The organism is Micromonospora sp. NBRC 110038, from assembly GCF_020884815.1.
GTDB classification, from domain to species: Bacteria; Actinomycetota; Actinomycetes; order Mycobacteriales; family Micromonosporaceae; genus Micromonospora; species Micromonospora haikouensis.
The window spans coordinates 666,170-690,215 of record NZ_BBOL01000003.1 but is presented as its reverse complement, the minus strand read 5'-3'; the positions used below and the strand labels follow the sequence as shown (position 1 = coordinate 690,215).

The 24,046-nt window shown below is 73.9% G+C and carries 20 protein-coding genes and 1 CRISPR repeat array; of the genes, 11 read left to right on the top strand and 9 right to left on the bottom strand.

The genetic code is table 11. The features are described 5' to 3' along the window. Positions 1-305: 305 nt before the first annotated feature. The 4 genes from LPU61_RS14760 (at position 306) to LPU61_RS14745 (ending at position 6,089) form a co-directional block, all read left to right on the top strand. On the top strand, positions 306-2,594 hold the full coding sequence (locus tag LPU61_RS14760; RefSeq protein WP_229405189.1) for a sensor histidine kinase: 2,289 nt from the start codon (positions 306-308) through the stop codon (positions 2,592-2,594). Further along, entirely contained in the window at positions 2,584-3,246 is a 663-nt protein-coding gene (locus LPU61_RS14755) for a response regulator transcription factor (RefSeq protein WP_229405188.1), read from the top strand. The genes LPU61_RS14760 and LPU61_RS14755 overlap by 11 nt, the downstream gene beginning before the upstream one ends. A 141-nt stretch (positions 3,247-3,387) precedes the next feature. Further along, on the top strand, positions 3,388-4,317 hold the full coding sequence (locus LPU61_RS14750) for an LLM class F420-dependent oxidoreductase (protein WP_043966893.1): 930 nt from the start codon (positions 3,388-3,390) through the stop codon (positions 4,315-4,317). Between the two features lie 146 nt (positions 4,318-4,463). Next, positions 4,464-6,089 carry a hypothetical protein gene (locus LPU61_RS14745; RefSeq protein WP_229405187.1) on the top strand — a complete coding sequence of 542 codons (1,626 nt, stop codon included), beginning with the start codon at positions 4,464-4,466 and terminating at the stop codon, positions 6,087-6,089. A 46-nt stretch (positions 6,090-6,135) separates the two neighbouring features. Here the strand turns inward: LPU61_RS14745 and LPU61_RS14740 are convergent, their stop codons facing one another. Together LPU61_RS14740 and LPU61_RS14735 are read right to left on the bottom strand one after the other, a co-directional pair. Next, positions 6,136-6,576: a hypothetical protein gene (locus LPU61_RS14740; RefSeq protein ID WP_229405186.1), complete on the bottom strand. Its 441-nt coding sequence runs from the start codon at positions 6,574-6,576 to the stop codon at positions 6,136-6,138. Positions 6,577-6,644: 68 nt separating this feature from the next. After that, on the bottom strand, positions 6,645-7,073 hold the full coding sequence (locus tag LPU61_RS14735) for a hypothetical protein (protein WP_229405185.1): 429 nt from the start codon (positions 7,071-7,073) through the stop codon (positions 6,645-6,647). 148 nt (positions 7,074-7,221) lie between these two features. On the opposite strand from LPU61_RS14735, the gene LPU61_RS14730 reads away from it, so the two are divergent. After that, positions 7,222-8,484 carry a D-arabinono-1,4-lactone oxidase gene (locus tag LPU61_RS14730; protein WP_229405303.1) on the top strand — a complete coding sequence of 421 codons (1,263 nt, stop codon included), beginning with the start codon at positions 7,222-7,224 and terminating at the stop codon, positions 8,482-8,484. Positions 8,485-8,579: 95 nt separating this feature from the next. Further along, positions 8,580-9,503 carry a dienelactone hydrolase family protein gene (locus LPU61_RS14725; protein ID WP_043966901.1) on the top strand — a complete coding sequence of 308 codons (924 nt, stop codon included), beginning with the start codon at positions 8,580-8,582 and terminating at the stop codon, positions 9,501-9,503. 51 nt (positions 9,504-9,554) lie between these two features. Here the strand turns inward: LPU61_RS14725 and LPU61_RS14720 are convergent, their stop codons facing one another. Further along, positions 9,555-10,697: a site-2 protease family protein gene (locus LPU61_RS14720; RefSeq protein ID WP_043966903.1), complete on the bottom strand. Its 1,143-nt coding sequence runs from the start codon at positions 10,695-10,697 to the stop codon at positions 9,555-9,557. A 98-nt stretch (positions 10,698-10,795) separates the two neighbouring features. On the opposite strand from LPU61_RS14720, the gene LPU61_RS14715 reads away from it, so the two are divergent. Continuing rightward, the gene (locus tag LPU61_RS14715) at positions 10,796-12,925 is read left to right on the top strand and encodes a prolyl oligopeptidase family protein (protein WP_229405184.1); all 2,130 of its coding nucleotides are present in this window, start codon (positions 10,796-10,798) and stop codon (positions 12,923-12,925) included. Between the two features lie 273 nt (positions 12,926-13,198). Here LPU61_RS14715 and LPU61_RS14710 read toward each other — a convergent pair whose 3' ends face one another. The 4 genes from LPU61_RS14710 to LPU61_RS14695 form a co-directional block, all read right to left on the bottom strand. Continuing rightward, positions 13,199-13,510, bottom strand: a complete 312-nt coding sequence (locus LPU61_RS14710) for a hypothetical protein (RefSeq protein ID WP_043966905.1) — start codon at positions 13,508-13,510, stop codon at positions 13,199-13,201. Between the two features lie 180 nt (positions 13,511-13,690). Beyond that, a complete protein-coding gene (locus LPU61_RS14705) occupies positions 13,691-14,548 on the bottom strand; it encodes a helix-turn-helix transcriptional regulator (protein WP_144420366.1) in 858 nt (285 codons plus the stop codon). A gap of 124 nt (positions 14,549-14,672) precedes the next feature. Beyond that, a CRISPR array of direct repeats spans positions 14,673-15,738; the repeat unit is 28 nt; unit sequence GGATCACCCCCGCGTGCGCGGGGAACAG. A gap of 172 nt (positions 15,739-15,910) precedes the next feature. Then, a complete protein-coding gene (locus LPU61_RS14700) occupies positions 15,911-16,111 on the bottom strand; it encodes a DUF397 domain-containing protein (RefSeq protein WP_043966909.1) in 201 nt (66 codons plus the stop codon). Further along, a complete protein-coding gene (locus LPU61_RS14695) occupies positions 16,104-16,982 on the bottom strand; it encodes a helix-turn-helix transcriptional regulator (protein ID WP_229405301.1) in 879 nt (292 codons plus the stop codon). The genes LPU61_RS14700 and LPU61_RS14695 overlap by 8 nt, the downstream gene beginning before the upstream one ends. 361 nt (positions 16,983-17,343) lie before the next feature. On the opposite strand from LPU61_RS14695, the gene LPU61_RS14690 reads away from it, so the two are divergent. Both LPU61_RS14690 and LPU61_RS14685 read left to right on the top strand, forming a co-directional pair. Beyond that, on the top strand, positions 17,344-17,664 hold the full coding sequence (locus LPU61_RS14690; RefSeq protein ID WP_229405183.1) for a DivIVA domain-containing protein: 321 nt from the start codon (positions 17,344-17,346) through the stop codon (positions 17,662-17,664). Further along, the gene (locus LPU61_RS14685; RefSeq protein WP_074474937.1) at positions 17,661-17,915 is read left to right on the top strand and encodes a hypothetical protein; all 255 of its coding nucleotides are present in this window, start codon (positions 17,661-17,663) and stop codon (positions 17,913-17,915) included. The genes LPU61_RS14690 and LPU61_RS14685 overlap by 4 nt, the downstream gene beginning before the upstream one ends. Positions 17,916-17,952: 37 nt before the next feature. On the opposite strand, the gene LPU61_RS14680 is transcribed toward LPU61_RS14685, so the two are convergent. Then, a complete protein-coding gene (locus LPU61_RS14680) occupies positions 17,953-18,858 on the bottom strand; it encodes a L,D-transpeptidase (protein ID WP_229405182.1) in 906 nt (301 codons plus the stop codon). Positions 18,859-18,953: 95 nt separating this feature from the next. Further along, the gene (locus LPU61_RS14675; RefSeq protein WP_043966913.1) at positions 18,954-20,402 is read right to left on the bottom strand and encodes an alpha-amylase family protein; all 1,449 of its coding nucleotides are present in this window, start codon (positions 20,400-20,402) and stop codon (positions 18,954-18,956) included. A gap of 302 nt (positions 20,403-20,704) precedes the next feature. Between LPU61_RS14675 and LPU61_RS14670 the strand changes: the two genes are divergently transcribed. Both LPU61_RS14670 and LPU61_RS14665 read left to right on the top strand, forming a co-directional pair. Next, complete coding sequence (locus tag LPU61_RS14670) at positions 20,705-22,534, top strand: hypothetical protein (RefSeq protein WP_229405181.1); 1,830 nt, start codon at positions 20,705-20,707, stop codon at positions 22,532-22,534. Further along, a complete protein-coding gene (locus LPU61_RS14665; RefSeq protein WP_043966916.1) occupies positions 22,531-23,997 on the top strand; it encodes an NADH-quinone oxidoreductase subunit NuoF family protein in 1,467 nt (488 codons plus the stop codon). Before LPU61_RS14670 ends, LPU61_RS14665 begins: the two co-directional genes overlap by 4 nt. Positions 23,998-24,046 lie beyond the last annotated feature (49 nt).

Below are 24,046 nucleotides of genomic sequence, written 5' to 3'. Positions count from 1 at the left end.
TCCCGGCGGGAAGGGACAGCGGTACCGGCGGGCCGGGCCCGCGGCGCGCGGCGGAAGTTCCCGACCGACCGGGACGGCACGCACCAGGCGGCCGGGACACCGGGACCGGGATGCTCGACGGGCCGGGGCCGTCGCCCGCACCGCGACCCGCCGGCCCACGCCCACGAGCCGTCAGCCCGGAGGCCTCCGTGTCCGTCAGCGCCCACCCCGTCCCCGCCGGCCGGCGGGCGACTGTCGCGGGACCGACATCCGCCCTGGAGCAACGGGCCATCGGCAACCGACGACGCGGCTGACAGGATCACGTCATGCTGGCCGACCCGCCGCCGCGTGCCCGCCCCGTCCCGAGCACCGGCGACGACCACCGCCGCCCGGTCGCCGCCCGGGCCGTCGCCGTCGCCTGCGCACTGCTGTTCACCGGCACCGCGCTGTGTTGGGCGCTGGCCCACCGCCCGTGGGGGCTGACCCAGCTCTACTTCCTCGTCGACTTCACCGACTGCGCCGTCTACGGGACGGTGGCCTGGCTGGTCCTGCTGCGCCGGGGGCACCCGGTCGCCTGGCTGCTCGCCGTGACCGGGATCGGCGGTGGGGTCTCCGCCCTGGGCGCGCAGTACGCCGACCTGCTGCGGGTGCACCCCGGGCTGCCCGAGATCACCTGGCTCACCTCGGCCCGGCACTGGGGCTGGGCGCCGGGCATGCTGTCGCTGATCGTGGTGCTGCCGTGGCTGGTGCGGGAGGGGCGGCTGCCGGTGCCGGCGCGGGTGGCGGTGACGGCGGGCGCGGCGGTCGTGGCCGCCTTCGAGCTGTGCCAGCTCACCTGGCCGGGCCCGGGGGCCACCGGCTCCGACGTGCCGATGCCGATCCGCAGCGCCGGCTGGGCGACGCTGGTCGAGCTGGTCCTGCCCGTGCTCGCCGCCCTGGTGCCGGTGCTCGGGCTGATCGCCGCCGGTGGGCTGCTGTGGCGGCGGCGGGTCGCGTCGACCACCGAACGGGTCGGACTGGGCTGGCTCGCCGTGGGCACGGCGCTGCTCGCGGTGAGCTTCGCCCCGGTGGCGCTGCCCGCCGACCGGGCGCACCTGGTGCCGCCCTGGCTGCCCCCGACGGGCATGCTGGCCGCCCAGGCGTTCTTCCCGGCCGCCGTGCTGGCCGTCGTGCTGCGGCAGCGGCTGTGGGGGATCGAGATCGCCGTCCGCCGTACGCTGGTCTGGTTCCTGCTGACGTTCCTGCTGGTCGCCGCGTACGTCGTCGGGGTGACCACCCTGGACGCCCTGCTCCCGGCCAGCCGGGCGGTGCCCGGGGTGCTGGTCACGGCCCTCGTCGCCGCCGCCGTGCAGCCGGGCCGCTGGTGGGTGCAGCGGCGGGTGGACCGGCTCATCCACGGTGCCGCCGCCGAGCCGCTCGGGGTGGTCCGGGGCGTGGGGGACCGGATCAGCGCCAGCGAGGACCCGGCCGACGTGCTGACCGGGGTGGCGCGGAGCCTCACCGACTCGCTGCGGCTGGGCGCGTGCGGCATCGAGGTGGACGGCCCGGAGCCCTGCACCGCCCACTGCGCCTCGCCCGGGCCGGTGGGTGAGCCGCTGGTGCTGCCGCTGCGGCGGGGCGAACGGGAGGTCGGGCGGCTCATCGCGTGGGCGCGGGCCGGCGAGCGGCTCGACGGGCGTACCCGATCGGCGTTGGTCGACCTGGCCCCCGTGGTCGCCTCGGCGGCCAGCCTCGTCGCCACCAGCCGGGCACTGGTGGCCTCGCGGTCCCGGCTGGCCGAGGCCCGCGACTCGGAACGCCGCAAGCTGCGCCGGGACCTGCACGACGGCCTCGGCCCCACCCTCGCCGGGGTGGCGCTCGGCCTCCAGGCGGCCCGCAACCTGCTCGGCGTCGACCCGGCTGCCGCCGGCCGGCTGCTGGACCGGCTGCGCGACGAGACGGACCAGGGCGTCGAGCAGGTCCGTGACCTGGCCCGCGGCCTGCTGCCGCCGGTCCTCGGCGAGCGCGGGCTGGCCCCCGCCCTGCACGAGCTGGCCGGGCGGTACGACGGCTCGGGGCTGGTCGTGCAGGTGGACGCCCCGCCGCTGCCGCTGCCCGAGCCGGTGGCCACCGCCGTGTACGGCATCGTCGCCGAGGCCGTCCGCAACGCCCAACGGCACTCGGGCGCGTCGGTCTGCACGGTGCTGGTCGAGCGCGACGCCGACGGGCTCGCCGTGCGGGTCGCCGACGCCGGGCGGGGCATCGGGGCGGGCATCCCGGCCGGGGTCGGCATGCTCTCGATGCGGGAGCGGGCCGAGGGGATCGGCGGGGTGTGCGCGGTCGGGCCGGGGTCGGACGGCGGGACGGTCGTCAGCGTGCGCGTGCCCGCCGACCGGCTCCCGCCGCCCCCGCCGCTCCTGGCCGGGACCCCGGCCGACGGTGCCCGGCCGGTGGGTGCTGAGCGGCCGATGGGAGCTGCGGTGGACGCGGCGCTGCCGGTGGACGCGGCGCGTTTGGAGGGCGGTCTGCTGCCGGTGGGCGCTGCGCGCGTGGAGGGCGGTCTGCTGCCGGTCGGCGTTGTGCCGCCGGTGGGGGTCGCGTCGGGCGGGTCGGAGGTGACCGTTCGTGGGCGGTGACGAGGCGGCGATCCGGGTGGCGGTCGTCGACGACCATCCCGTGTTCCGGCTCGGCATGACGGCGCTGCTGGCGTCCACACCCGGGCTGGAGGTCGTCGGCGAGGCCGCGGACGCCGACGAGGCCGTCCGGGTCGCCGACCTCACCCGCCCGCAGGTGATCATCATGGATCTCCACCTCGGCGGCGGCCGGTCCGGGGTGGAGGCCACCCGCGAGATCGTCGGCCGGCACCCGGGGGTCGGGGTGCTGGTGGTGACGATGCTGGACGACGACGACTCCGTCTTCGCCGCGCTGCGCGCCGGAGCACGGGGCTACCTGCTCAAGGGCGCCGCGCCGGGCGAGGTGGACCGCGCCGTCCGGGCGGTGGCCAACGGGGAGGTGCTGCTCGGGCCGGTGGTGGCGAGCCGGGCGATCGGCTTCCTGGCCGGGGGGCGGGCGAGCGGCCCGGCGCCCTTCCCCGAGCTGACCGACCGGGAGCGCGAGGTGCTCGACCTGGTCGCCCAGGGGCTGAGCAACCTCGTCATCGCTCGCCGGCTGACCCTGAGCCCGAAGACCGTCCGCAACCACCTGTCCAACGTGCTCGGCAAGCTCCAGGTCGCCGACCGCAGCCAGGCCATCCGGCGGGCCCGCGAGGCCGGCCTCGGCCAGCCCTGACCCGCCCGCCCGGCGTGGGTGGCGCGGGCGGGCCCCTAGCGGGCGTCGCGGGGCGGGCAGCCCGGGGCGTGCGGAGGGTGCCCCTTCGCTACCGGAGGCATTGCCGAGGGGCCCTGCCCTGCACCTCCCTATGCTCGGGGAATGGAACTGCGGATCTTCACCGAACCCCAGCAGGGCGCCAGCTACGACCAGCTGCTCGCCGTGGCCCGCTGCGCCGAGGACGCCGGCTACGGCGCGTTCTTCCGTTCCGACCACTACCTGAAGATGGGCTCGGTCAGCGGCGACCCCGGCCCCACCGACGCCTGGACCACCCTCGCCGGGCTGGCCCGGGACACCTCCCGGATCCGGCTCGGCACGCTGATGACGGCCGCCACCTTCCGGTTCCCCGGGCCCCTCGCGATCACCGTCGCGCAGGTCGACCAGATGAGCGGCGGACGGGTGGAGCTGGGCATCGGCGCCGGCTGGTTCGCCGAGGAGCACAGCGCGTACGGCATCCCGTTCCCGCCGCTGGGGGAGCGGTTCGACCGGCTGGAGGAGCAGCTCGCCGTCATCACCGGGCTCTGGGAGACCCCGGCCGGTGAGACCTTCGACTTCGCCGGACGCTACTACCCGGTGCAGGGCTCGCCGGCCCTGCCCAAGCCGGTGCAGCAGCCGCGCCCGCCGATCCTGCTCGGCGGGAAGGGGCCGAAGCGTACGCCCCGCCTCGCGGCCCGCTACGCCGACGAGTTCAACCTGCCGTTCGTCTCGATCGAGGAGACGGCTGCGCAGTTCGAGCGGGTCCGCGCCGCGTGCGCGGAGATCGGCCGGGACCCGGCCGGGATGAACTGGTCCAACGCACTGGTGCTGTGCTGCGGGCGGGACGAGGCGGAGGTGCGCAGGCGGGCCGAGGCGATCGGGCGGGAGCCGGCCGAGCTGCGCGAGAACGGCCTCGCCGGCACCCCCGCCGAGGTCGTCGACAGGATCGGCCGGTACGCCGAGACCGGCAGCGGCCGGATCTACCTCCAGGTCCTCGACCTGGCCGACCTGGACCACGTCGAGCTGGTCGCCGCCGAGGTGATGCCCCAGCTCTGACGGCCGCCACCGGCCGCCACCGGCCACCGGGGCGGGAGGTCCAGCCATCCGGGGGCCCGCCGCCTGGGCGAGTTCGCCGGATTCGCTGACACCGGGGCCCCGCTGGTGGAACCTGCGAGGGGAGCTTCGGGCGGAGGTGGGGGCGCGTGGGCCGCAGGCAGGTCGGGCTGCTCGTCCTCACCGGCCTGTTCCCCACCGTCGAGGCCATCGTGCTGGTGGCGATGGGCTTCGTGGCGGCCGAAGGGCTCGCGCCGCAGACCGGCGCCGTCTGGCCGTACGACACCTACCACGACCTGCGGTGGATGTTCGTCTACCACCAGTCGTGGCCCGAGTTCCTGACGACGTTCTGGCTGGTGGTGCTGGCCCGCACCGGTTACCACGTCCTCATGGTGCGGCTGGCGTGGCCGGACGGGATGCCGATGCCGTCGGTGCGCCGGATGCTGCGGCGGGCGTTCATCCTCGCCGTGGTGGTCACGGTCGTCGTCTCGCCGTGGGCGGTGATCTCGGTGGCCGCGTCGGTGGTGGCGCTGTCCTGGGTGCTGCTCGCGTCCCTGCTGCCGATGTTCCTGATCGCCCCGTTCATGCAGCGGGCGGCCATGGTTGATCCGTGGTGGCGGGGCCTGCCGTCGATCAGGCTGTTCGGCTGGTCGCTGCTGAACCTCGTGGCGCTCACGGTGGCCGGCGCGGTGGCGTGGAGCGTGCCGACCTGGTGGACGGTGCCGGTGGCCGCCGTGGCGGGCGTGGTGAACGGGCTGCTGTGGATCCGGATCGTCCGGGCGGCCCTGCTCGCGCCGCCGCCCAGGCTGGCCCGGGTGCCGGTGGTGCCGCTGGTGGTGCTGGTCGCGTCCGCCGTGCCGGTGCTGATCCCGCTGGCGGCGGACGCGGTGCCGGCCAGCCTGCGGGCCGAGCAGGTGCTGCTCGACCAGCCGCTGCCACCGGAGATCACCCAGGCGGTGGTCGTGCTGGCGGGCTACGGCTCTGCGTACGGGGGCGAGCAGCCGCGCGACCCGAGGGTGCAGTGGTTCTCCTACCGGGGGCTGGGCCCCGACGGCGAGCCCCGGCCCTACGGGCCGACGGACACCACGATCTCGATGGCGGACAGCGTGCGGCTGCTCGCCGACCAGGTGGACCGGCTGCACCGGCAAACCGGCCGGAAGGTGGCCCTGGTCGGGGAGAGCGAGGGGGCGCTCGTGGCCCGCACCTACCTCGCCCAACGGCCCCACCCGGCGGTCGACGCGCTGGCCATGTTCAGCCCGCTGATCGGGGCCGGCCGGGCCTACTATCCGCCGCCCGGCGAGCGCCGGGGATGGGGGCTGGTCACCGGCTGGTACCTGCGGGCCCTCTACGAACCCGTCCGACTCAGCGGCGGGCCCGGCAACGGCCCGGACGAGCCGTTCATCCGCTCGCTGCTCGACGACGCGCCGTTCTACCGCAACCGGTTCATGTGCCCGGTGCCCGGCGTGCGGATGGTGGCCTTCCTGCCGTACACGACGGCCGCCGAGGCGCCGCCCGGCGACTACACCGGCATCCCGGTCTTCCAGACCATCGGCGTGCACGGTGGCCTGCTCGACCGGACGCAGGTCCGGGACAACCTGGTCGCCTTCCTCGCCGGCGAGCCGGTGCAGCGGACCCGGGCCGAGTACACGCTGATCCAGCGGCTCACCGCCGCCTGGCAGGCGCCGCCGCTGGACATCTCGGCCAATCCGGCGTGGGCAGACGTGCGGGAACCGGACCCGGCGTTCACCGGCCGGGTCTGCGTGCCCGGCCGCTGACCGACAGGAGCGCCGGGCGGGGCGGGCCGCCGCGGGTCCGCGCGGGTCACAGCGGCGGCGGGCCGCACACCTTCCAGCCGCCGTCCTGCTTCTTGAGGTGGAACTGCACCTCCCTGCTCGGGAGGCCCGGGTAGGTGATCTCGGCGGTCACGACGTACTGCGTGGGGGCATCGCTGCTCCGCTTGACGGCGAGGTCGGTGATGCGGAATCCGGTCGGGTCGACGATCGCGCTGGCGGTGGCGTCCCAGTCCGCCCGGGACCGCCCGCGCTGTTCGGCCGCGCAGAGCAGGTCGTATGCCGTGCCGTTGTCGCCCCGCACGGCGGCGCCAAGGTACGCCTCACCGGTGGCGCGCATGCCCGGCTCGTCCGCCTTGTCCTTGCGCTGGAGATAGAAGCCGCTGATCGGCGTGCCGCAGCAGACGAGCGCGACGACGACGAAGAGCGTGATCTCGAATCCCCGGGTGGACATGTTCGCCTTGTCGGCCATGCCGTGAGGGTAGGGACGGCCGGCAACGCCCCGGTGCCGGGCGGCGAAGGCGGCGGTGGCGCTGCCCCTCAGCCCGTCGGGCGCGGGTCGCGGACGACGGTGTCGAGGCGGCCGTCCCGGTCGCTGTCCAGGTAGGTGATGTCCGGCACGCCGTCGCCGTCGAGGTCGAACTGCACCACGTCGGCGATGCCGTCGCCGTCGAGGTCGGTGACCACCTCGGTCGAGCCGTCGAGGTGGTGGGTGACGATCGAGTGCGACTCGACCGGCGGGCGCGGGGCCGGCCCCGGCGACGGCGCGGGAACCGGCCCGGGTGCCGGCCTCGGCGCGGGCCCGGGTGCGGGCGACGGCCCGGGGTACGCCCCGAAGACCGGGCCGGCCTGCGGGTACGCCCCGAGCGGCGCGTCGTTCTGCGGGTCCGGGCCGACGCCGGTCGGGTCGATCTCCTCCTCGGACGGGTACACGTCGCCGCGCAGGGCGGGATCCGGGTAGCTGCTCATGGGCGTATGGTTCCCCGACGACGCCCCGGGCAACCAGTGCCCGGCCCGCCGGTGCCGCCCGGGTGTCGACCCGACGACGCCGAGTGACGGGAGAGGGCACGTGGACGCGACCGACGGGAAGCCAGGCGGGAGCGGGCCGGGCGCCGGCGTGCCGGAGCGCAACTGGGCCGGCAACGTCCGCTACGCGGCGGCGCGGCGGCACCGCCCGACCGGCCTGGACGAGCTGCGTCGGCTCGTCGCCGGCAGCGACCGGATCCGGGCGGTCGGCACGGGCCACTCGTTCAACCGGCTCGGCGACACCGCCGGCGACCTGGTCTCGCTGGCCGGGCTGCCGCAGACGGTCGAGGTCGACCGGGAACGGGCGACGGTCACCGTCGCCGCCGCCATGCGCTACGGCGATCTGGCCACCCGGCTGCACGCCGCCGGGTTCGCCCTGCCGACGATGGCGTCGCTGCCGCACATCTCGGTGGCCGGCGCGGTGGCCACCGCCACCCACGGCTCCGGCGACGGGATCGGCAACCTGGCCACCGCCGTCTCGGCGCTGGAGCTGGTCACGGCCGACGGGGAGCTGCTGACCGTACGCCGGGACGAAGGCGGCGACCGGTTCGCCGGGATGGTGGTGGCGCTCGGGGCGCTGGGCGTGGTCACCCGGCTCACCCTGGACGTGGTGCCCGCCTTCGAGGTGCGGCAGTACGTCCGGCTCGGCCTGCCGCGGGCGGCGCTGGACGAGGCGTTCGCGTCGGCGTACAGCGTCAGCCTCTTCACCGACTGGCGCGGCGGGGCCGACCCGCGCGGCGCGGCCGGCCGGATCGACCAGGTGTGGCGCAAGCAGCTCGCCGACGCCCCGCCGCCGCCGGCCGACTGGCTGGGTACCACGGCGGCGACCGGGCCCGTGCACCCGGTGCCGGGCATGCCGGCGCGCAACTGCACCGCCCAGCTCGGCGAGCCGGGGCCGTGGCACGAGCGGCTGCCGCACTTCCGGCTCGGCTTCACCCCGAGCAGCGGCGACGAGCTCCAGTCGGAATACCACCTGCCCCGGGCGGCGGCGGCCGGGGCGCTGGCCGCGCTGGACCCGCTGGCGGACCGGATCGCCGCCGTGCTCCAGATCTGCGAGCTGCGTACGGTCGCCGCCGACGAGCTGTGGCTGAGCCCGCAGTACGGGCGCGACAGCCTCGCCGTGCACTTCACCTGGATCGGCGACGGCGACGCGGTGGCCCCCGTGCTCGCCGAGGTGGAACGGGCGCTCGCCCCGTTCGCGCCCCGGCCGCACTGGGGCAAGGTGTTCACGCTCGACCCGGCGGCGGTCGCCGCCGCGTACCCCCGGTTCGCCGACTTCGCGGCGCTGGCGGGCGAGCTGGACCCGGCGGGGAAGTTCCGCACCGACCTGCTGGACCGCTACCTGCCCCGCTGACGGGCCGGCGGCCGGCGGGGCGGGCCCGGGCATAACCCCGTGACAGGAGCGCGACGGGATTGGCCCGGCCCGGCCGCTGCGGGAAAAAATGATGCATGTCGATTTATCCTGGCGTGCTGTCCGCCCCCCGTGTGCCCGGCCGCTCCCGGCCGGCAGCGCCCCGTCGCCCGTGGCGCGTGGTCGCCGCGCTGGCCACGACCCTCGCCCTGGCCGTCGCCGGCCCGACCCCCGCCCACGCCGCCAACCCCTACGAACGCGGCCCCGACCCCACGGTGGCGAGCATCGAGGCGACCACCGGCCCGTTCGCCACCGCCCAGCTCACCGTCGCCCGCTCCGCGGTGACCGGCTTCGGCGGCGCGACCGTGTGGTATCCGACGAGCACCGCCGAGGGCACCTTCGGCGCGGTCGCCATCGCGCCCGGCTTCACCAACACCCAGTCCGCCGTGGCCTGGCTCGGCCCCCGCCTCGCCTCCCAGGGCTTCGTCGTGGCCACCATCGACACCCTCTCGGTGTACGACCAGCCGGCGAGCCGGGGCACCCAGCTCCTCGCGGCCCTGGACTACCTGGTCGGCACCAGCGCCGTGCGCAGCCGCATCGACCGCAACCGGCTCGCCGTCATGGGCTACTCCATGGGCGGCGGGGGCACCCTCGCGGCGGCGAACACCCGGCCCTCCCTCCAGGCGGCGATCCCGCTGACCGGCTGGCACACCACCAAGAACTGGTCCGGCGTACGCGTGCCGACCCTCGTCGTCGGCGCCGAGAACGACACGACGGCCCCCGTCGCTTCGCACTCCGAGCCGTTCTACACCAGCCTGCCGGCCAGCCTCGACAAGGCGTACCTGGAGCTGAACGCCGCCACCCACTCCGCGCCCACCTCGCCGAACGTGACCATCGCGAAGTACAGCATCTCCTGGCTCAAGCGGTTCGTGGACGACGACACCCGCTACGAGCAGTTCCTCTGCCCCGCCCCGCGCGGCAGCGCGATCGAGGAGTACCGCGACACCTGCCCGCACTCCTGACCCGCCCCGCCCAGCGTGGCCGGTCGGCGGGGTGTCACCTCGGCGCCTGCGTCACCTGGACGTCTGCGCCTGCTGGTCGCGGAGGCTGCCGCGCTGCACCGCCCGGCTGATGTCGCTGGGCGAGACGATGCCGACCAGCCGCCCGCCGGCCACCACCAGCGCCCGGCCGTCGGCGCACTCGCTGAGCCGGGGCAGCAGGTCGGTGAGCTGCTCGTCCGGGTCGGCCAGCACGAGCTGGTCGGCCCGGCAGGCCACCTCGGCCAGCGTGGTCGCCGACCGGCGGTCGGCCGGGATGCCGCGTACCCGGTCGAGGGTGACCAGGCCGACCGGCCGACCCTCGTCGGTCAGCGGCAACGCCGAGTGCCGGTACGCGAAGAGGTAGTGGTCGACGAAGTCGGCCACGGTCATGTCGCCCGACGCGGTCTGCGGCTGCGGGGTCATCACGTCGGCGACCCGCACCCCGCGCAACGCGCTGCCCATCCGGGCCTGCCGCTCCTCCATCCCGGCCGCCCCGATCAGGAACCAGCCGATCAGCGCCAGCCACAGCCCGCCGACCCCGGCCCCGCGCAGGAACTGCCACAGGCCCAGCGCGATCAGCAGCGCGCCGAGGACCCAGCCCGCGCGGGCCGCCACCACCGACGCCCGCGTCCGGTCGCCGGTGGCCTTCCACACGGCGGCCCGCAGCAGCCGGCCCCCGTCCAGCGGGGCGGCGGGCAACACGTTGAAGACCGCCAGCAGAATGTTGATGCCGGCCAGCCAGGCCAGCGCGCCGAGCAGCAGCCCGTGCACCCCGGCCAGGGCGAGCAGCGCCGCGACCCCGCCGAAGACCACGCCGATGATCAGGCTGACGAGCGGCCCGACGCCGGCGATGCGCAGCTCCGCCCCCGGGTCGCGGGCCTCCCCGCGCAGCTCGGCCACCCCGCCGAACAGCCACAGGGTGATCCCGGAGACCTCCAGCCCGTTGCGCTTGGCGACCACGGCGTGCGACACCTCGTGGGCGAGCAGCCCGAGGAAGAAGACCACGGCCGCGCTCAGCCCCGCCAGCACGTACGCCCAGGTCGGCCGGTCCGGGTACGACCGGGGGAACTGGCTGCCCGCCAGCCCCCAGGCGATCAGCCCGAAGATGACCAGGACGCTCCAGTTGACCCCGACGGGTACGCCCGCGATCCGGCCGATCCGGAAACTCGCCCTCATCTGCCCGTCATACCCCGCGAAACGCGGCCCATGCCAGGGCCGATGGTCCCTCGGCGGGCCGCCGCCGGGGGTTGACCCGGCCGGGAATAGTGGCAAAGGTGACGAGGCTGATCGACGAGGATGACGACCCGTACCGCTGGCTGGAGGACCTGGACGGCCCGGACGCCGCCGGCTGGGCGCGCGACCGCAACGCCGAGACCATGGCCGCCCTCACCGGCGGCGACCGGTTCGCCGCCCTGCGGGCCGAGATCCGCGAGGTGCTCGACGCCGACGACCGCGTCCCCTACCCGACCTGGCGCGGCGACCACCTCTACTACAACTTCTGGATCGACGCGGCCCACCCCCGGGGGATCTGGCGCCGCACCACGCTCGACGAGTACCGCCGGCCCGAGCCGCAGTGGGACGTCCTGCTCGACATCGACGCGCTGGCCGCGCAGGAGGGCGAGAACTGGATCTGGCAGGGGGCGACGGTGCTGCGCCCCGGGCACGACCGCTGCCTGGTCAGCCTCTCCCGGGGCGGCTCCGACGCCACCGTCGTGCGCGAGTTCGACCTGGTCCGCCGGGCCTTCGTCGCCGACGGCTTCACCCTCGACGAGGCCAAGAGCGACGTCACCTGGGTCGACGCCGACCACATCCTCGTCGCCACCGACTTCGGGCCCGGCTCGCTGACCACCTCCGGCTACCCCCGCACGGTCCGCCGGTGGCGACGGGGCACGCCACTGCCGTCCGCCGAGGTCGTCTTCGCCGGCCAGGTCGACGACGTCTCCGCGTACGCCTCGCACGACCCCACGCCCGGGTTCGAGCGCACCTTCGTGGGCCGCCGCCTCGACTTCTTCCGCTCGGAGTCGTACCTGCTGACGCCCGCCGGGGAGCGGGTACGCATCGACGTGCCGTCCGACGCCCACTGGGACGCACACCGGGAGTGGCTGGTGATCGGCCTGCGCTCGCCGTGGACGGTCGACGGCGTGGCGGGTGTCGACGGCGGCGGGGGCGTCACCTTCCCTGCAGGCGCGCTGCTGGCGGCCCCGTTCGACGCGTTCCTCGCCGGTGCGCGGGAGCTGACGACGCTGTTCACCCCGGACGAGCGCACCGCGCTGAGCTACCACGGGTGGACCCGTGGCCACCTGATCCTGGCCACCCTCGCCGACGTGCGCAGCAGGCTGGAGGTGCTCACCCCCGGCGCGGTCGGTGCCGCCGGCTCGGCGGCTGGCGCTTCCGACTCGGCGGTCGGCGCTTCCGGTTCGGCGGGGGCGTGGCGGCGGGAGCCGCTCGCCGGTGTGCCGGAGTTCGAGCACACCCGGCTGGTGGACACCGACCCGGACGTCGGCGACGCGTACCTGCTGGCCTCTGAGGGGTTCCGGCAGCCGGCGACGCTGCGGCTCGGGCAGGTCGGCGGCCCGGTCGAGACGCTCAAGCGGGCACCGGCGTTCTTCGACGCCTCCCGCCTGACCGAACGCCAGCACTTCGCCACCTCCGCCGACGGGACCCGGGTGCCGTACTTCCTGGTCGGTGACCCCGACGCGGCCGGCGGGCCGACCCTGCTCACCGGGTACGGCGGCTTCGAGGTCCCCGAGCTGCCGCACTACAGCGGCATCGTCGGCCGGGGCTGGCTGGCCCGGGGCGGCAGCTACGTGGTGGCGAACATCCGGGGCGGCGGCGAATATGGGCCCGCGTGGCACCGGGCCGCGCTGCGGGAGAACCGACCGAGGGCGTACGAGGACTTCGCCGCCGTCGCCGCCGACCTGGTGGCGCGGGGCATCACCACCCCGGCGCGGCTCGGCATGGAGGGCGGCAGCAACGGCGGCCTGCTGGCGGGCGTGATGCTCACCCGCTACCCGGAGCTGTTCGGCGCGGTCGTCGCGCACGTGCCGCTGCTGGACATGCGCCGCTACCACAAGCTGCTCGCCGGGGCGTCCTGGATGGCCGAGTACGGCGACCCCGACGACCCCGCCGACTGGGCCTACCTGCGCGAATACTCGCCGTACCACAACGTCGACGCCGACCGGGCGTACCCGCCGACGCTGCTGGTCACCTCCACCCGCGACGACCGGGTGCACCCCGGGCACGCCCGCAAGATGGCCGCCCGGCTGCGCGAGCGCGGGCACGAGGTGGCGTACTACGAGAACGTGGAGGGCGGGCACGGCGCGGCGGCAAACAACGCGCAGCGGGCGTTCGTGTGGGCCCTGACCCTGGAGTTCCTCTGGCGGCATCTGGGCGGGCCGGCATAGCTTCGCCCTGCTTCTGCCCGGCCGGCTGGCGTCTTCGCTGTGGGGGTGCCGTCGGTTCAGCCATGATCGTCTGTCGTTTCCAGAGACGACACGCCGCCGCCCGTCTCCATAATCAGCAGACGATCATGACTGGGCGTGTCCCCGGTGTTGTGTGTCCTGGAACGGTGCGTCTTGCCGGCGGGAGAGGGAGGGCGGGCAGATGCGGCATCCGGAGGAGGCGATCCGGCCGGTGTCCCACCCCGTCCGGGGCAGGACACCACGCGCGGTTGTCGTCTAGCGGGCCTCGATGAAGATGTCGGTCACGTGGCTCGGGCTCTTGCAGGACGAGTAGGCGGTGTGGGTGCCGCCGTCGGACCAGCCGTACCAGCCCGAGTTGGTCGAACCGGCGTAGTAGCACCAGGTGACGACCCGCCACTCTCCCCGCCCGGTGCAGGTTCCCCACGCGGTGTTCGCGTTGTTGTAGCCCTTGGTGCACTTGGTCGGATCGACCGCCAAGGCGGGCGCGGCGAGAGCGAGCGCCCCCGTCAGCAGGCCCGCGAAGGCGGCTGTGGCGACGCGGACGTGTCCGCGCTTGGGGTTCAACATGCTGTCCTCCGGAGATCATCGACCGGGGCGGGTGCCGCGGTGATGCCATCTCCGCACGCCGCAGCGTTGTTCAGGCCCGACGACGGACTACCAGGGCCGGCGACGGTCTATCGGCGGCACCGCCGGCAGGCCGGGGCATCGGGTGCAGCCGTCCCGGCGAGAGCAGCAAGGGCAGCGAGATCAGCGGGGCGTGCAGATCGGCAGTCCCATGCCGCCCCGGTACCGTGCTTCGACGTACACCTCCGACAGGTATCCCGTCCGCCCGTCGTGCAGGACGACCTCGTACCAGATGTTGGAGGCCACCCCATTCGGGTTCGTCTCGATGCCCTCGCTGGTGAGATCCCGGTTGGTGATCTTGTCGCCGACGACCTGGCAGCGCGCCACCAGGACCGCGCCGCTCCAGACCTCGGTGCCGGGCACCTTGCAACCCCGCTTGGCGCAGAACGGCGCCGGCCTACCGGACAGGTAGGCCGGCGTGGTGTCCTCGGCGAGGCCGGATGGCCCGATCGCCACCTTGTTCTGTACGACGAGCGCGGCAGGAGCGCCGGCCGACGGCGCGGCCGGTGCCTGGTTGCCCCCTCCCTCGGAGCTGCGGGACCCGAGGGCCAACGGCACTGACAGCAGGAGTACGCCCAGCGGGACCACGGCAAGGAGGGCCCAGCGGAGCCGACGGCGGATCGCCGGCCGTCCGGCGACCAGGGGCGGCGCATCGTCAGGAAGATCGGCGACGGTAGCTGCCGCGCCACTGCGTGACGGCGGCTCTGCCGGCCGTATCGCCTCCTGCGCCGTCTCCCACCTCACCCGCCACTGACGGACATCGCCGCCGCATGCCCTGACGAACGCCTCGACCGTCTCCCAGGTGGGCAGATGATCGCCGCCGGCAGCTTCGGCCAGGGCGGTTCTGGACCGGCCCGACGCGCGCGACATCTGGAGGTACTTCGGCGAGCCTGCTCCTTCGCGGAGCTGTCGAAGCTCTGCGGCAAACGACTGGATGGGGCCCGCTTCAGGGTCTATCTGGCGTTCGGGACGAGGCACCATGACTCCAGGTCACTGCAACATCACGACCGGTGCGCGACTGCGCCGATCGATAGTAGTCGCTGACAGTCGCAGCGCGCCATCGCCCCGACTGACGTAGTGCGGCAGGTTCACACCTATAGGACACAGGGGCACCCCGCATACGCGCGGAGCAGGTCGTGGAGCTGAACCCGCACAACGGGCCGGGCAGGATCACCCCCGTATGCGCGGGGAGCAGCGTGCGGGCCAAGCCTCGGTGGTCGACAGCACGGGATCACCCCCGCGTGCGCGGGGAACAGTAGAACGTGTCCGGGCTGGACGGGTCCGCCGCGGGATCACCCCCGCGTGCGCGGGGAACAGGGGCCGGATCAATCTCGTCGTGGTCTACTACATGGATCACCCCCGCGTGCGCGGGGAACAGGCGAACCATCCACCCTGGCCGGTCGGGCGCTGGGGATCACCCCCGCGTGCGCGGGGAACAGACAGCTGACCAAGTGCCACGCCGGGGCGGGCTGGGATCACCCCCGCGTGCGCGGGGAACAGCACGGCCCGAGCGGCGTCGAGCTGCTCGCGCAGGGATCACCCCCGCGTGCGCGGGGAACAGAGGCTGTGCCGGATGTTCGGCCACGTCGACCAGGGATCACCCCCGCGTGCGCGGGGAACAGGCAGACCGACGAGCAGCTGCCGTCGCAGGCGAGGGATCACCCCCGCGTGCGCGGGGAACAGACCCTGTGGGTGGGGCTGCCGGTGCTGGTCGCGGGATCACCCCCGCGTGCGCGGGGAACAGCTCGTCGTCCTGGTCGACGTCGACCCCGGATCGGGATCACCCCCGCGTGCGCGGGGAACAGATGTCGATTCAGCATCCCGTCTTGTACGGGTACGGATCACCCCCGCGTGCGCGGGGAACAGGGGGTCACCGACGAGACGCCGACGGTGCGGACGGGATCACCCCCGCGTGCGCGGGGAACAGACCGTCTTGCTGGCCAGGGCCGCCGACGTGCCGGGATCACCCCCGCGTGCGCGGGGAACAGAGGGCAGCCGCGTATCCCTGCCCAACGCTCCGGGGATCACCCCCGCGTGCGCGGGGAACAGTCGTCGCCTACGTAGATGGTCAAGAGGCCGTCGGGATCACCCCCGCGTGCGCGGGGAACAGGGCGGCGCTGCCGGCGACGTGCGCGAGGGCGACGGATCACCCCCGCGTGCGCGGGGAACAGGCTTCCTGACCTGGGGCGCTATAGATCAACTAGGCGGATTTCATTCACTTTGCTGGCCAAGATCACATCCTGAGTGGTGGCTGGGCGTCCAGGCTAGGTGGTGAACAGCCTACGAGTTGACCGGCATCTTCGGTGGGCAGGAGAGGAACCGTGGCGCAGCCTCCTGCCAGTTTTAGCGGCCAGGTGGCTGGGCCTTGACGTCCTCGATGAAGGCGGCCCAGGACGACGGGGTGAAGGTCAGCACCGGCCCGGCCACGTCCTTGCTGTCGCGTAGCCCGACGACGCCCGGGAGGTTGTCGGCGACCTCGACGCAGTTGCCGCCGTTGTTGCTTCGGGTCGACTTGCGCCAGACGGCACCGGTCAGGTCAGGCATGGGAGTACTCCTCTGCGGCTTGCTGGATCAGGCTCTGGGATCGGGACTCGTTGAGGGCGCGGCTGGCCATGTCGGCCCAGATGGTGTTGTAGGCGGCTGTCTCGTGCGGCTTGTCGAGATAGATCGCTCCGGTTGCGGCTTCCAGGTAGGCCACCGGTGGTTCCACCTCCTTGCCATGCTCGTCCCGTGGAAACTCCAAGATCGAGAAAGCTCCGGACATTGCCCCGGCATGCAATCCGGCAGAAAAAGTAAGCACCTGCACGGTCACGTTGGGTAGCTGGGTGGCCTTCAGGATCTGATGGAGTTGTTCGGCCATGATCGTTGTGTTGCCGACCGGGCGGCGTAACACGGCCTCGTTGATTATCACGCTCAGTTGCGGCGGGGAGAACCGGGTGAGGAGGGTTTGGCGCTCGGTCCTGAGCTGGATGGCCCGCCGCTGCTCCTCAGTGGCCTCCGCATCGATCGCGCCACCGGGCATCCGGAAGACCTGCTCCGCGTAGGCGGGAGTCTGTAGCAGCCCGGGGACCAGCTCCGCCTCGTACTGCCGGATGTGCGAAGCCCCGGCCTCCAGTCCGATGTAGAGCTGGAACCAGCGCGGCAGGCCGGAACCGATGTAGTCGTGCCACCAGTTCTTGTTCTCCCGGGTGGCCGCCGTCATCGCGAGAAGCAGCTCACTGTCCTCGGCGGACGCGCCGTAGAGGTCGAGCATCTGTTGCACGTCGGCCTGCCGGAAGCGGACGTGCTCCGCACCGTTCTCGATCCGGTGCAGCGTCGCGCGTGCCCGGTCCAGGCGCTCGGCGGCCTGCTCCATCGTCAGCCCTGCCGCCTTGCGGAGCGACTCGAACTTGCGCCCGATCTGCCGCCGCAACATGGTCGATGCGGTCACCGCCTGTGACACTCTTCGCCTCCGCTGCTCGCGATCCGTCGACACCCGAGCGTCCAATTGAACCCGCCTCCTGCTCCTTTAGCAATAGACACGTCACAGCGAGTGCTGAGCTATAGAGAATTCACATCTCCGACTGCTCCGTTGAGACATTGCAATTGAGCAGACGCGGTGCTTCACTGCCTCTGCGGGCACTGTGGAGTTTCTGCTGCTCAGTGGCCATGGGTGGCCTGCTGTCGTACTCGCTGATCGAAGGCTGCGGTGGCAGGTGCCGGGCGGATCCGCCGGTGCGGTGCGGGCCGGCGGACCCGTCCCTCCACAGGCAATCTCGACGAGAGGCAGGTCTGTCATGCGCGTCTTCCTGTTCCGCCGGGGCCGGCCGCGTCGCCGGCCGCCGGTCCACGGCGCGGCCGGGCGTCAGCCGGCGGCGGGTCGCCGGCTGCTGCCCTGGCAGGTGCGGGAGCGGCGGTTCCGGTCGGCCCCGCTCGGCCGGCGCGGGTTCGACCCGCAGGAGGTGCGGGAGTTCCTGGAGCGGGTCGCCGTCGAGCTGGCCGCCGCGCACGAGGCGCTCGCGCAGAGCCGTCGGGAGGCCAGCGAGGTCAAGCTTGCGCTGTGCCGGTTGTGGTCCGAGGCGGCGCATGCCCGCAACGAGCGGGGGTGGGGCCGGTGAGCGAGCGGTTCGTGATCCACCTGCCGGTGGTCGCCAACGACCTGCTCTCCGCCCAGCGGTTGGCCCGGGTGGTGGCGCACTGGACGCACGTGCTGCCGCAGACCGAGCCCGGGGGCGCGACCGTGTCGCGGGAGGACGACCAGAACGTACGACACTGGGTCTTCTGCGACCGGATCATGGATGGTGGCCGGCGGTGCCTGCTGCGGCCCGACCACGACGGCGCGTGTTCCCGCCGGCCGAGGCGGCGGTGAGCGTGCGGCGGCGGCCGGCAGCCGTCGCGGCGTCGGATCAGGCTGTCGGAGGCGGGGTGGGCAGGGCGTCCACGACGAGCACGACGCTGCCCGGCCGCACCTCGTCGAGCAGCTGGCGCTGGCCGCTGCGGGTCAGCCGGATGCAGCCGTTGGTGACGTCCTCACCGAGGGTGTCGTCGTCCTGCCAGGCGTGCAGGCCGATGTGCGCGCCGGCCAGGCCCGGTGGGATGGCGTCCGGGTCGTCGGGGATCGCGCCGAGGGCGAAGACGTCGACGCCGCCGTACACGGGCTCGGGTGGGGGCGTGCGGCCGAGGACGAAGGTGCGGCCCAGCGGGGTCTCCTGGCCGCGCATGCCGAGGCTGACCGGCCACGATCGTTTGGCGTGCCCGTCGCGGTACCAGGTGAGCCGGTGCGGCCGGCGCTCCACGACGATCTGGTCGCGCAGCGGCACGGTGGCCCAGTCGCCGTCGGGTGGCAGCCAGGCGATCCGCCGGGTGGCCGAGGGGAGCAGCACGGCCGTCCAGCCGGTGCGGCGCTCGACGATCGGCACGGTCACCTCGACGCCGTTGATGGTGGGGGCGAGGAAGGCCAGCGGCCGGCCGCCGGGCGCGTCGTAGGCGGCGACCTTGCGGGTCGGCGTCAGCCCCTCGGTGAGCGGGGTGGGATCGGACGGGCGCGGGTCGGCGGGGAAGCCGGCGGGCGCCGGGTCGTAGGTGACGACCGGCAGGGTGGCCGGCGCGGGCGCGGCGGCGGGCACCGGCTCGCCGGTGGGCGTTGCCTCCGTGGCGGGCGCGGTGGGGGCGGCGTGCGGCGGGGCGACCCGCGCCGGCTCCGGGGTGAGCGCCCGGGCCGTGACCAGCCCGGTCGCCAACAACAGGGGTACGCCGAGCGCGGCGGCCAGCCAGCCCAGCCCCCACCGCGACACAATCCGGTCAAACAGCACAAAAGCACTGTAGGCGGTGGGTGGCCGGTGGCGGGGGTGATTGCAGGGGGCCCCTCCTATACAGAAAGCGTTAAGAAGGGGCCCTTCCTTGCACCTCAGCTCAGCTTGGCGGCGGTGTGGATGGCGATCGCGTCGTGGGCCGGGACGTTCGCCGTGAACCAGCCGTTCGCGTCCACCGTGATCACCGGGCCGCTGCACGTGCCGCCCGTGAAGTCGCCGTGGATCACGTCGCAGTACCGGCCGGCGGGCAGCCCGGTGTAGTACGAGCGCCCGGTGACCGCCCCGTCCTCGTCGTTCATCGTGAGGTAGCCCTTGCCGGCGCGGCTGAACGCGATGTGGTTGTTGCCGTTGTCGTACCAGTTGGTGACGCCCGCGCCCTGGGTGGCGTTGGCGAAGCCGACCATGTTGGCGACGACCCGCCAGCGGTGCTCGCACTCCCAGCCCGAGTAGCAGGTGGTGTTCAGGGTCTTGTTGTTGGCGTCGGAGGGCGGGCCGGCGTCCCGGTTGCTGAAGGTGTAGCTGGACATCACCGTGGGGGAGCCGTACGGCCAGGCCAGCATGAAGGCGTTGGCCAGCGCGTAGATGCCGCCGTCGCGGTAGGTGAGCACCCCGCCGACGTCGCGCTGGGTGTCGTGGTTGTCGACGAAGACCGCCGCCGAGCCGCTGGGCAGGTGGCCCCACCCCTCGCCGAAGTTCTTCAGGTACGCGAGCTTCTCGCTGCGGAACACCCGGGCGAGGTCCTTGCCGTACCGGAACTCGTGCACGTCGCCGTTGCCGGTGTACTCGGTCGGCTGGATCGGCTCGCCCGCGCCGTAGATGACCTCCTGCACGATGTACGCCGAGCGGGACAGCCTGCCCTTGATGGCGGCGATGTCGGCGGCCGGCATGTGCTTGCTGGCGTCGAGGCGGAACCCGTCGACGCCGAGGGAGAGCAGGTCGTTGAGGTACCCGGCGATCTTCGACCGGACGTAGTCGGACTCGGTGGCGAGGTCCGACAGGTTGACCAGCTCGCAGTTCTGCACCTCGTACCGGTCGTTGTAGTTGGCGATGTCGTCGCCGCCGTTGCGCCCGCAGTGGTGGAAGTCCTGGGTCTGGTAGATCCCGGGGTAGTCGTAGTGGCCGTAGGAGGAGCCGGCCCAGCCGGTGCCGCCGGCGTCCTGGCCGGACATGTGGTTGACGACGGCGTCGACGATCACCTTGACGCCGGCGGCGTGACAGGTGTTCACCATGGACTGGAACTGCGCCCGGGTGCCCTTGCGGGACTCGATGCGGTAGCTGACCGGCTGGTACGCCAGCCACCACTGGTTGCCCCGGACGTGTTCCTGGGGCGGGGAGACCTGCACGTAGCCGTAGCCCTTCGGGCCGAGCACGTTCGTGCACTCGCTGGCCACCGACGGCCAGTTCCACTCGAACAGGTTGGCGATGACCTTCTTCGTGCCGGACGGGGCGGCGGCGGCCGGGGGTGCCGCCACGGCGGTCGGTGCGAGCAGGCCGGCGATCACGCCCAGGGCGAGGACCGCCGAGCGGCATCGACGTCGATGCATCGGGGACTCCTGACGGGGGTCGGGGGAGGGGGTGGTCTGAACTGCTGCTTGCCGGCATCTTGCAGTCAGTGTTGAAATTTTCGGAAAGGTTACAAGCGCGTTGCAGTGGGTGTCAACGGATGGACGGGCGTCGCTGCGCGGGACGCCCTACACGCAGCCCACGCCGGGACGGTTCGACGGTGCCGCAGAAAAACCCGGGAAATTTCGCGACCGGGGCTGATCCGTTGAACCCGGTGCTCCGTACTCGATGGGGGAGCAGGGTCGGCCGGTGGGGGCGCCGCCGCTACACGATCGAGGAGCAGATGGCTCGGGCACAGCAGAACACCAAGGCCACGACCGTCCGTACCACGAGCAGCAGCCGCGGGGTGCGGACCAGGTCCAAGACCTCCATCGCACTGATGGCCGGGTCGGCGCTCGCGATCGTCTGGGCCGGCGTCGAGCTGGCCGGCGCCGGCACGGCGATGTACGCGTACGGCTTCTTCTTCACCGAGTTCTTCGCCGGCGTCGTCGCCCTGGTGTCGCTCAGCCTCACCGTGATGATGGGCCTGCTCGCCACCGACCGGCTCGTGCTGCGCATCCCGCACCGGGTGCTGTTGCAGTCGGCGCACCGGGCCACCGGCATCCTCGGCGTCGCCGGGCTGGTCTTCCACGTCATCACCAAGATCGCCATCGGCCGGGCCGGGCCGACCGACGCCCTCGTGCCGTTCATCGGGGGGCGGGGGCTCTACGTCGGGCTCGGCACGGTGGCGTCGTTCCTCATGGTCAGCGTGCTGTGGACCGGCATCATCCGGGCCCGGTTCGTCGGCGTCGGCCCCAAGTGGTTCTGGCGGGGGCTGCACTCGATGGCGTACCTGTCCTGGCCGTTCGCCCTGTTCCACGGCCTGAACGCGGGCCGGCCGGCGGCGTCCTGGGTGACCCTGAGCTACTTCGCCTGCGTGCTGCTCGTGGTGCTGGCGCTGATGGTCCGGCTCTCGGTGCACCTCGGCAAGCGCAGCCGCGAGCAGCACCAGGCCGCCGCCCTGAACAAGGCGATGGCCGGCAAGTCCACCGAGGACGGCAAGACGACCACGATGCTGCTCGGCAAGATCGGCCGCAAGCGCGACGACGCCGAGGAGAAGCGGGAGAGCCGCACCGGGCGTACCCGCGCCGCCGGCGGCTGGGCGGAGGCCACCGCCACCACCGGCTCCTGGGCGATGCCGACCGGCACCGCCCGCGGGCGACGCGATCCCGAGCGGTTCACCGTGCCGGTGGTGCCCGAGCCGGGCACCCTGCGCGAGCCGGTACGGGCCACCCGTCGCCGCGACGGGGAACTGGACGCCCCGGCCCGCCGCGGCGAGCGCGAGCTGACGTCGGCCGCCCGGCGTACCGCCGAGCCGGCCCCCGACCGGTCGAGCCGGCGGCGACGCGACGCGGACGCCCCCGTCTCCGCCCCCCGCCGCTCGCGCTCCGAGGAGGACGTCGCCCCGGTCTCCAGCCCCCGGCGCTCCCGGCGCGACGAGGACGTCGCCCCCGTCTCGGGGGGCCGCCGCGCCCGTTACGATGAGGACGTCGCCCCGGTCTCCGGCGGTCGCCGCGCCCGTTACGACGAGGACGTCGCCCCCGTCTCGGGCGGTCGCCGCGCCCGTTACGACGAGGACGTCGCCCCGGTCTCCAGCCCTCGCCGCTCCCGCCGCGACGAGGACGTCGCCCCCGTGTCGCCGGGCCGCCGCTCCCGCCGCGACGACGAGGACCTCGTCGCCCGCTACTCCTCGCCGCCGCGGCGCACCGACGAGCCCGAGGAGCCCTGGGACAGCCCGCGCCGCTGGGAGTCCTCGACGCCCGTCTCCGCCGAACCGATCTCCGCGGCCCCGCGCAGCGGGTCCGGCCGGCACAGCGTCGACGACGACGTCCCGGAGGAGCCCGACTACTGGCGGCCCCCGGCCCGGTTCGTCGCCGAGGACCTGCCGCCCATGGACGACACCCCGACCCTGGTCGACCTGGCCTCGCGGCGGGCGCTGCGAGCCGCCGGGGACGGCAAGCCCGGCCGACGCAAGCGGGACCGCGACCGGGACCGCGACCGCGACCGCGACCGGGCCAACGCCGACGCGATCGACGGCGCGTACTGGGCCGGGCTGCGGGGTGAGGCGAAGTGATGCGCACGACGGTGCCCCCCGTGGCGTGCGTGGGCGAGCCCCGGCTCACCGCCGGCTTCGCCGAGTTCGGCCGCCTCGACCTGATGGCCCACGAGGAGGTGCACGGCCCCATCGGGCCGATGGAACCGGCCAACCTGCTCCGGCTCGCCGAGGCCATCCAGCTCAAGGGCAAGGGCGGGGCGGGCTTCCCGTTCGCCCGCAAGCTGCGCGCCGTGCTGGAGTCCTGCGAGCGGCAGGACGCCTCCGCCATGGTCGTGGTCAACGCCACCGAGGGCGAGCCGGCCAGCTGGAAGGACAAGGTGCTGCTCACCCGGGCCCCGCACCTGATCCTCGACGGCGCGGCCCTGGTCGCGTACGCGCTGGACGCCGACGAGATCGTCATCGGCGTCGCCGACGACGACGTGGGTCGGCCGTCGCTGACCGAGGCGCTCCAGGAACGCCGGATGCCGGTGCCCACCAGCATCGTGACCGTGCCGCACCGGTTCATCTCCGGCGAGGGCGGCGCGCTCGTCAACGGCATCAACGGGCTGCCGCACATCCCGCCGGGCACCAAGAAGCGCTCCAGCGACTCCGGCGTCGGCGGCCTGCCCACCCTGCTGTCCAACGCCGAGACGTACGCGCAGCTCGCCGTCGCCGCCCGGCTCGGCCCGTACGAGTACGCGGCCCTGGGCACCGACGACGAACCCGGCACGGTCCTGCTCACGGTGACCGGCGCGGCCAAGCGGCCCGCCGTCGTCGAGTGCGCCGCCGGCACCCCCCTGCGCGACATCCTTGAACTGTGCGAGGTGCCCGACGGGCCGGGCATCCTCATGGGCGGGTACCACGGCAAGTGGATCACCGCCGAGGCCGCGCAGCGGGCCGAGGTGTCCCGCAAGGGCCTCACCGCCGTCGGCGGCACCCTCGGCGCGGGCATCATCGTGCCGCTGGCCCGCGACACCTGCCCCCTCGGCGAGGCCGCCCAGGTGGTCCGCTACCTGGCCGGCGAGTCCGCCGGGCAGTGCGGCCCCTGCAAGATGGGCCTGCCCGACCTGGCCCGCGCCGTCGACCTGGCCGTCTCCGGCAGCGCCCCGGTCGAGATCGTCCGCGCCGCGGCCGGCGACGTGAAGGGCCGCGGCGCGTGCAGCCACCCCGACGGCACCGCCCGGTTCGCCCTCTCCGCCATGGAGGTCTTCGCCGACGACCTGAAGCTGCACACCACGGGCGAGGGGTGCGGCAAGCGGACCAAGGGCGTCATGGGCCTGCCCGGTGCCCCCGACGCCGACCCGAGGAAGCTGACCCTGGACTGGTCCCGCTGCGACGGCCACGGGCTCTGCGCCCACGTCGTGCCCGACTTCATCCGGCTGGACGGCAACGGCTACCCCGCCTTCCCCACCACCCCCGTGCCGACCTGGCTGCGGGAGGGCGCCATGAAGGCCGTCAAGGTGTGCCCCGAGCTCGCGCTGCGGCTGGTCAAGGCCGAGTAGCGCACCCCGGGACCGTCGGACGCCGGAGCGCCGCCGTGGTGCCCCGCTC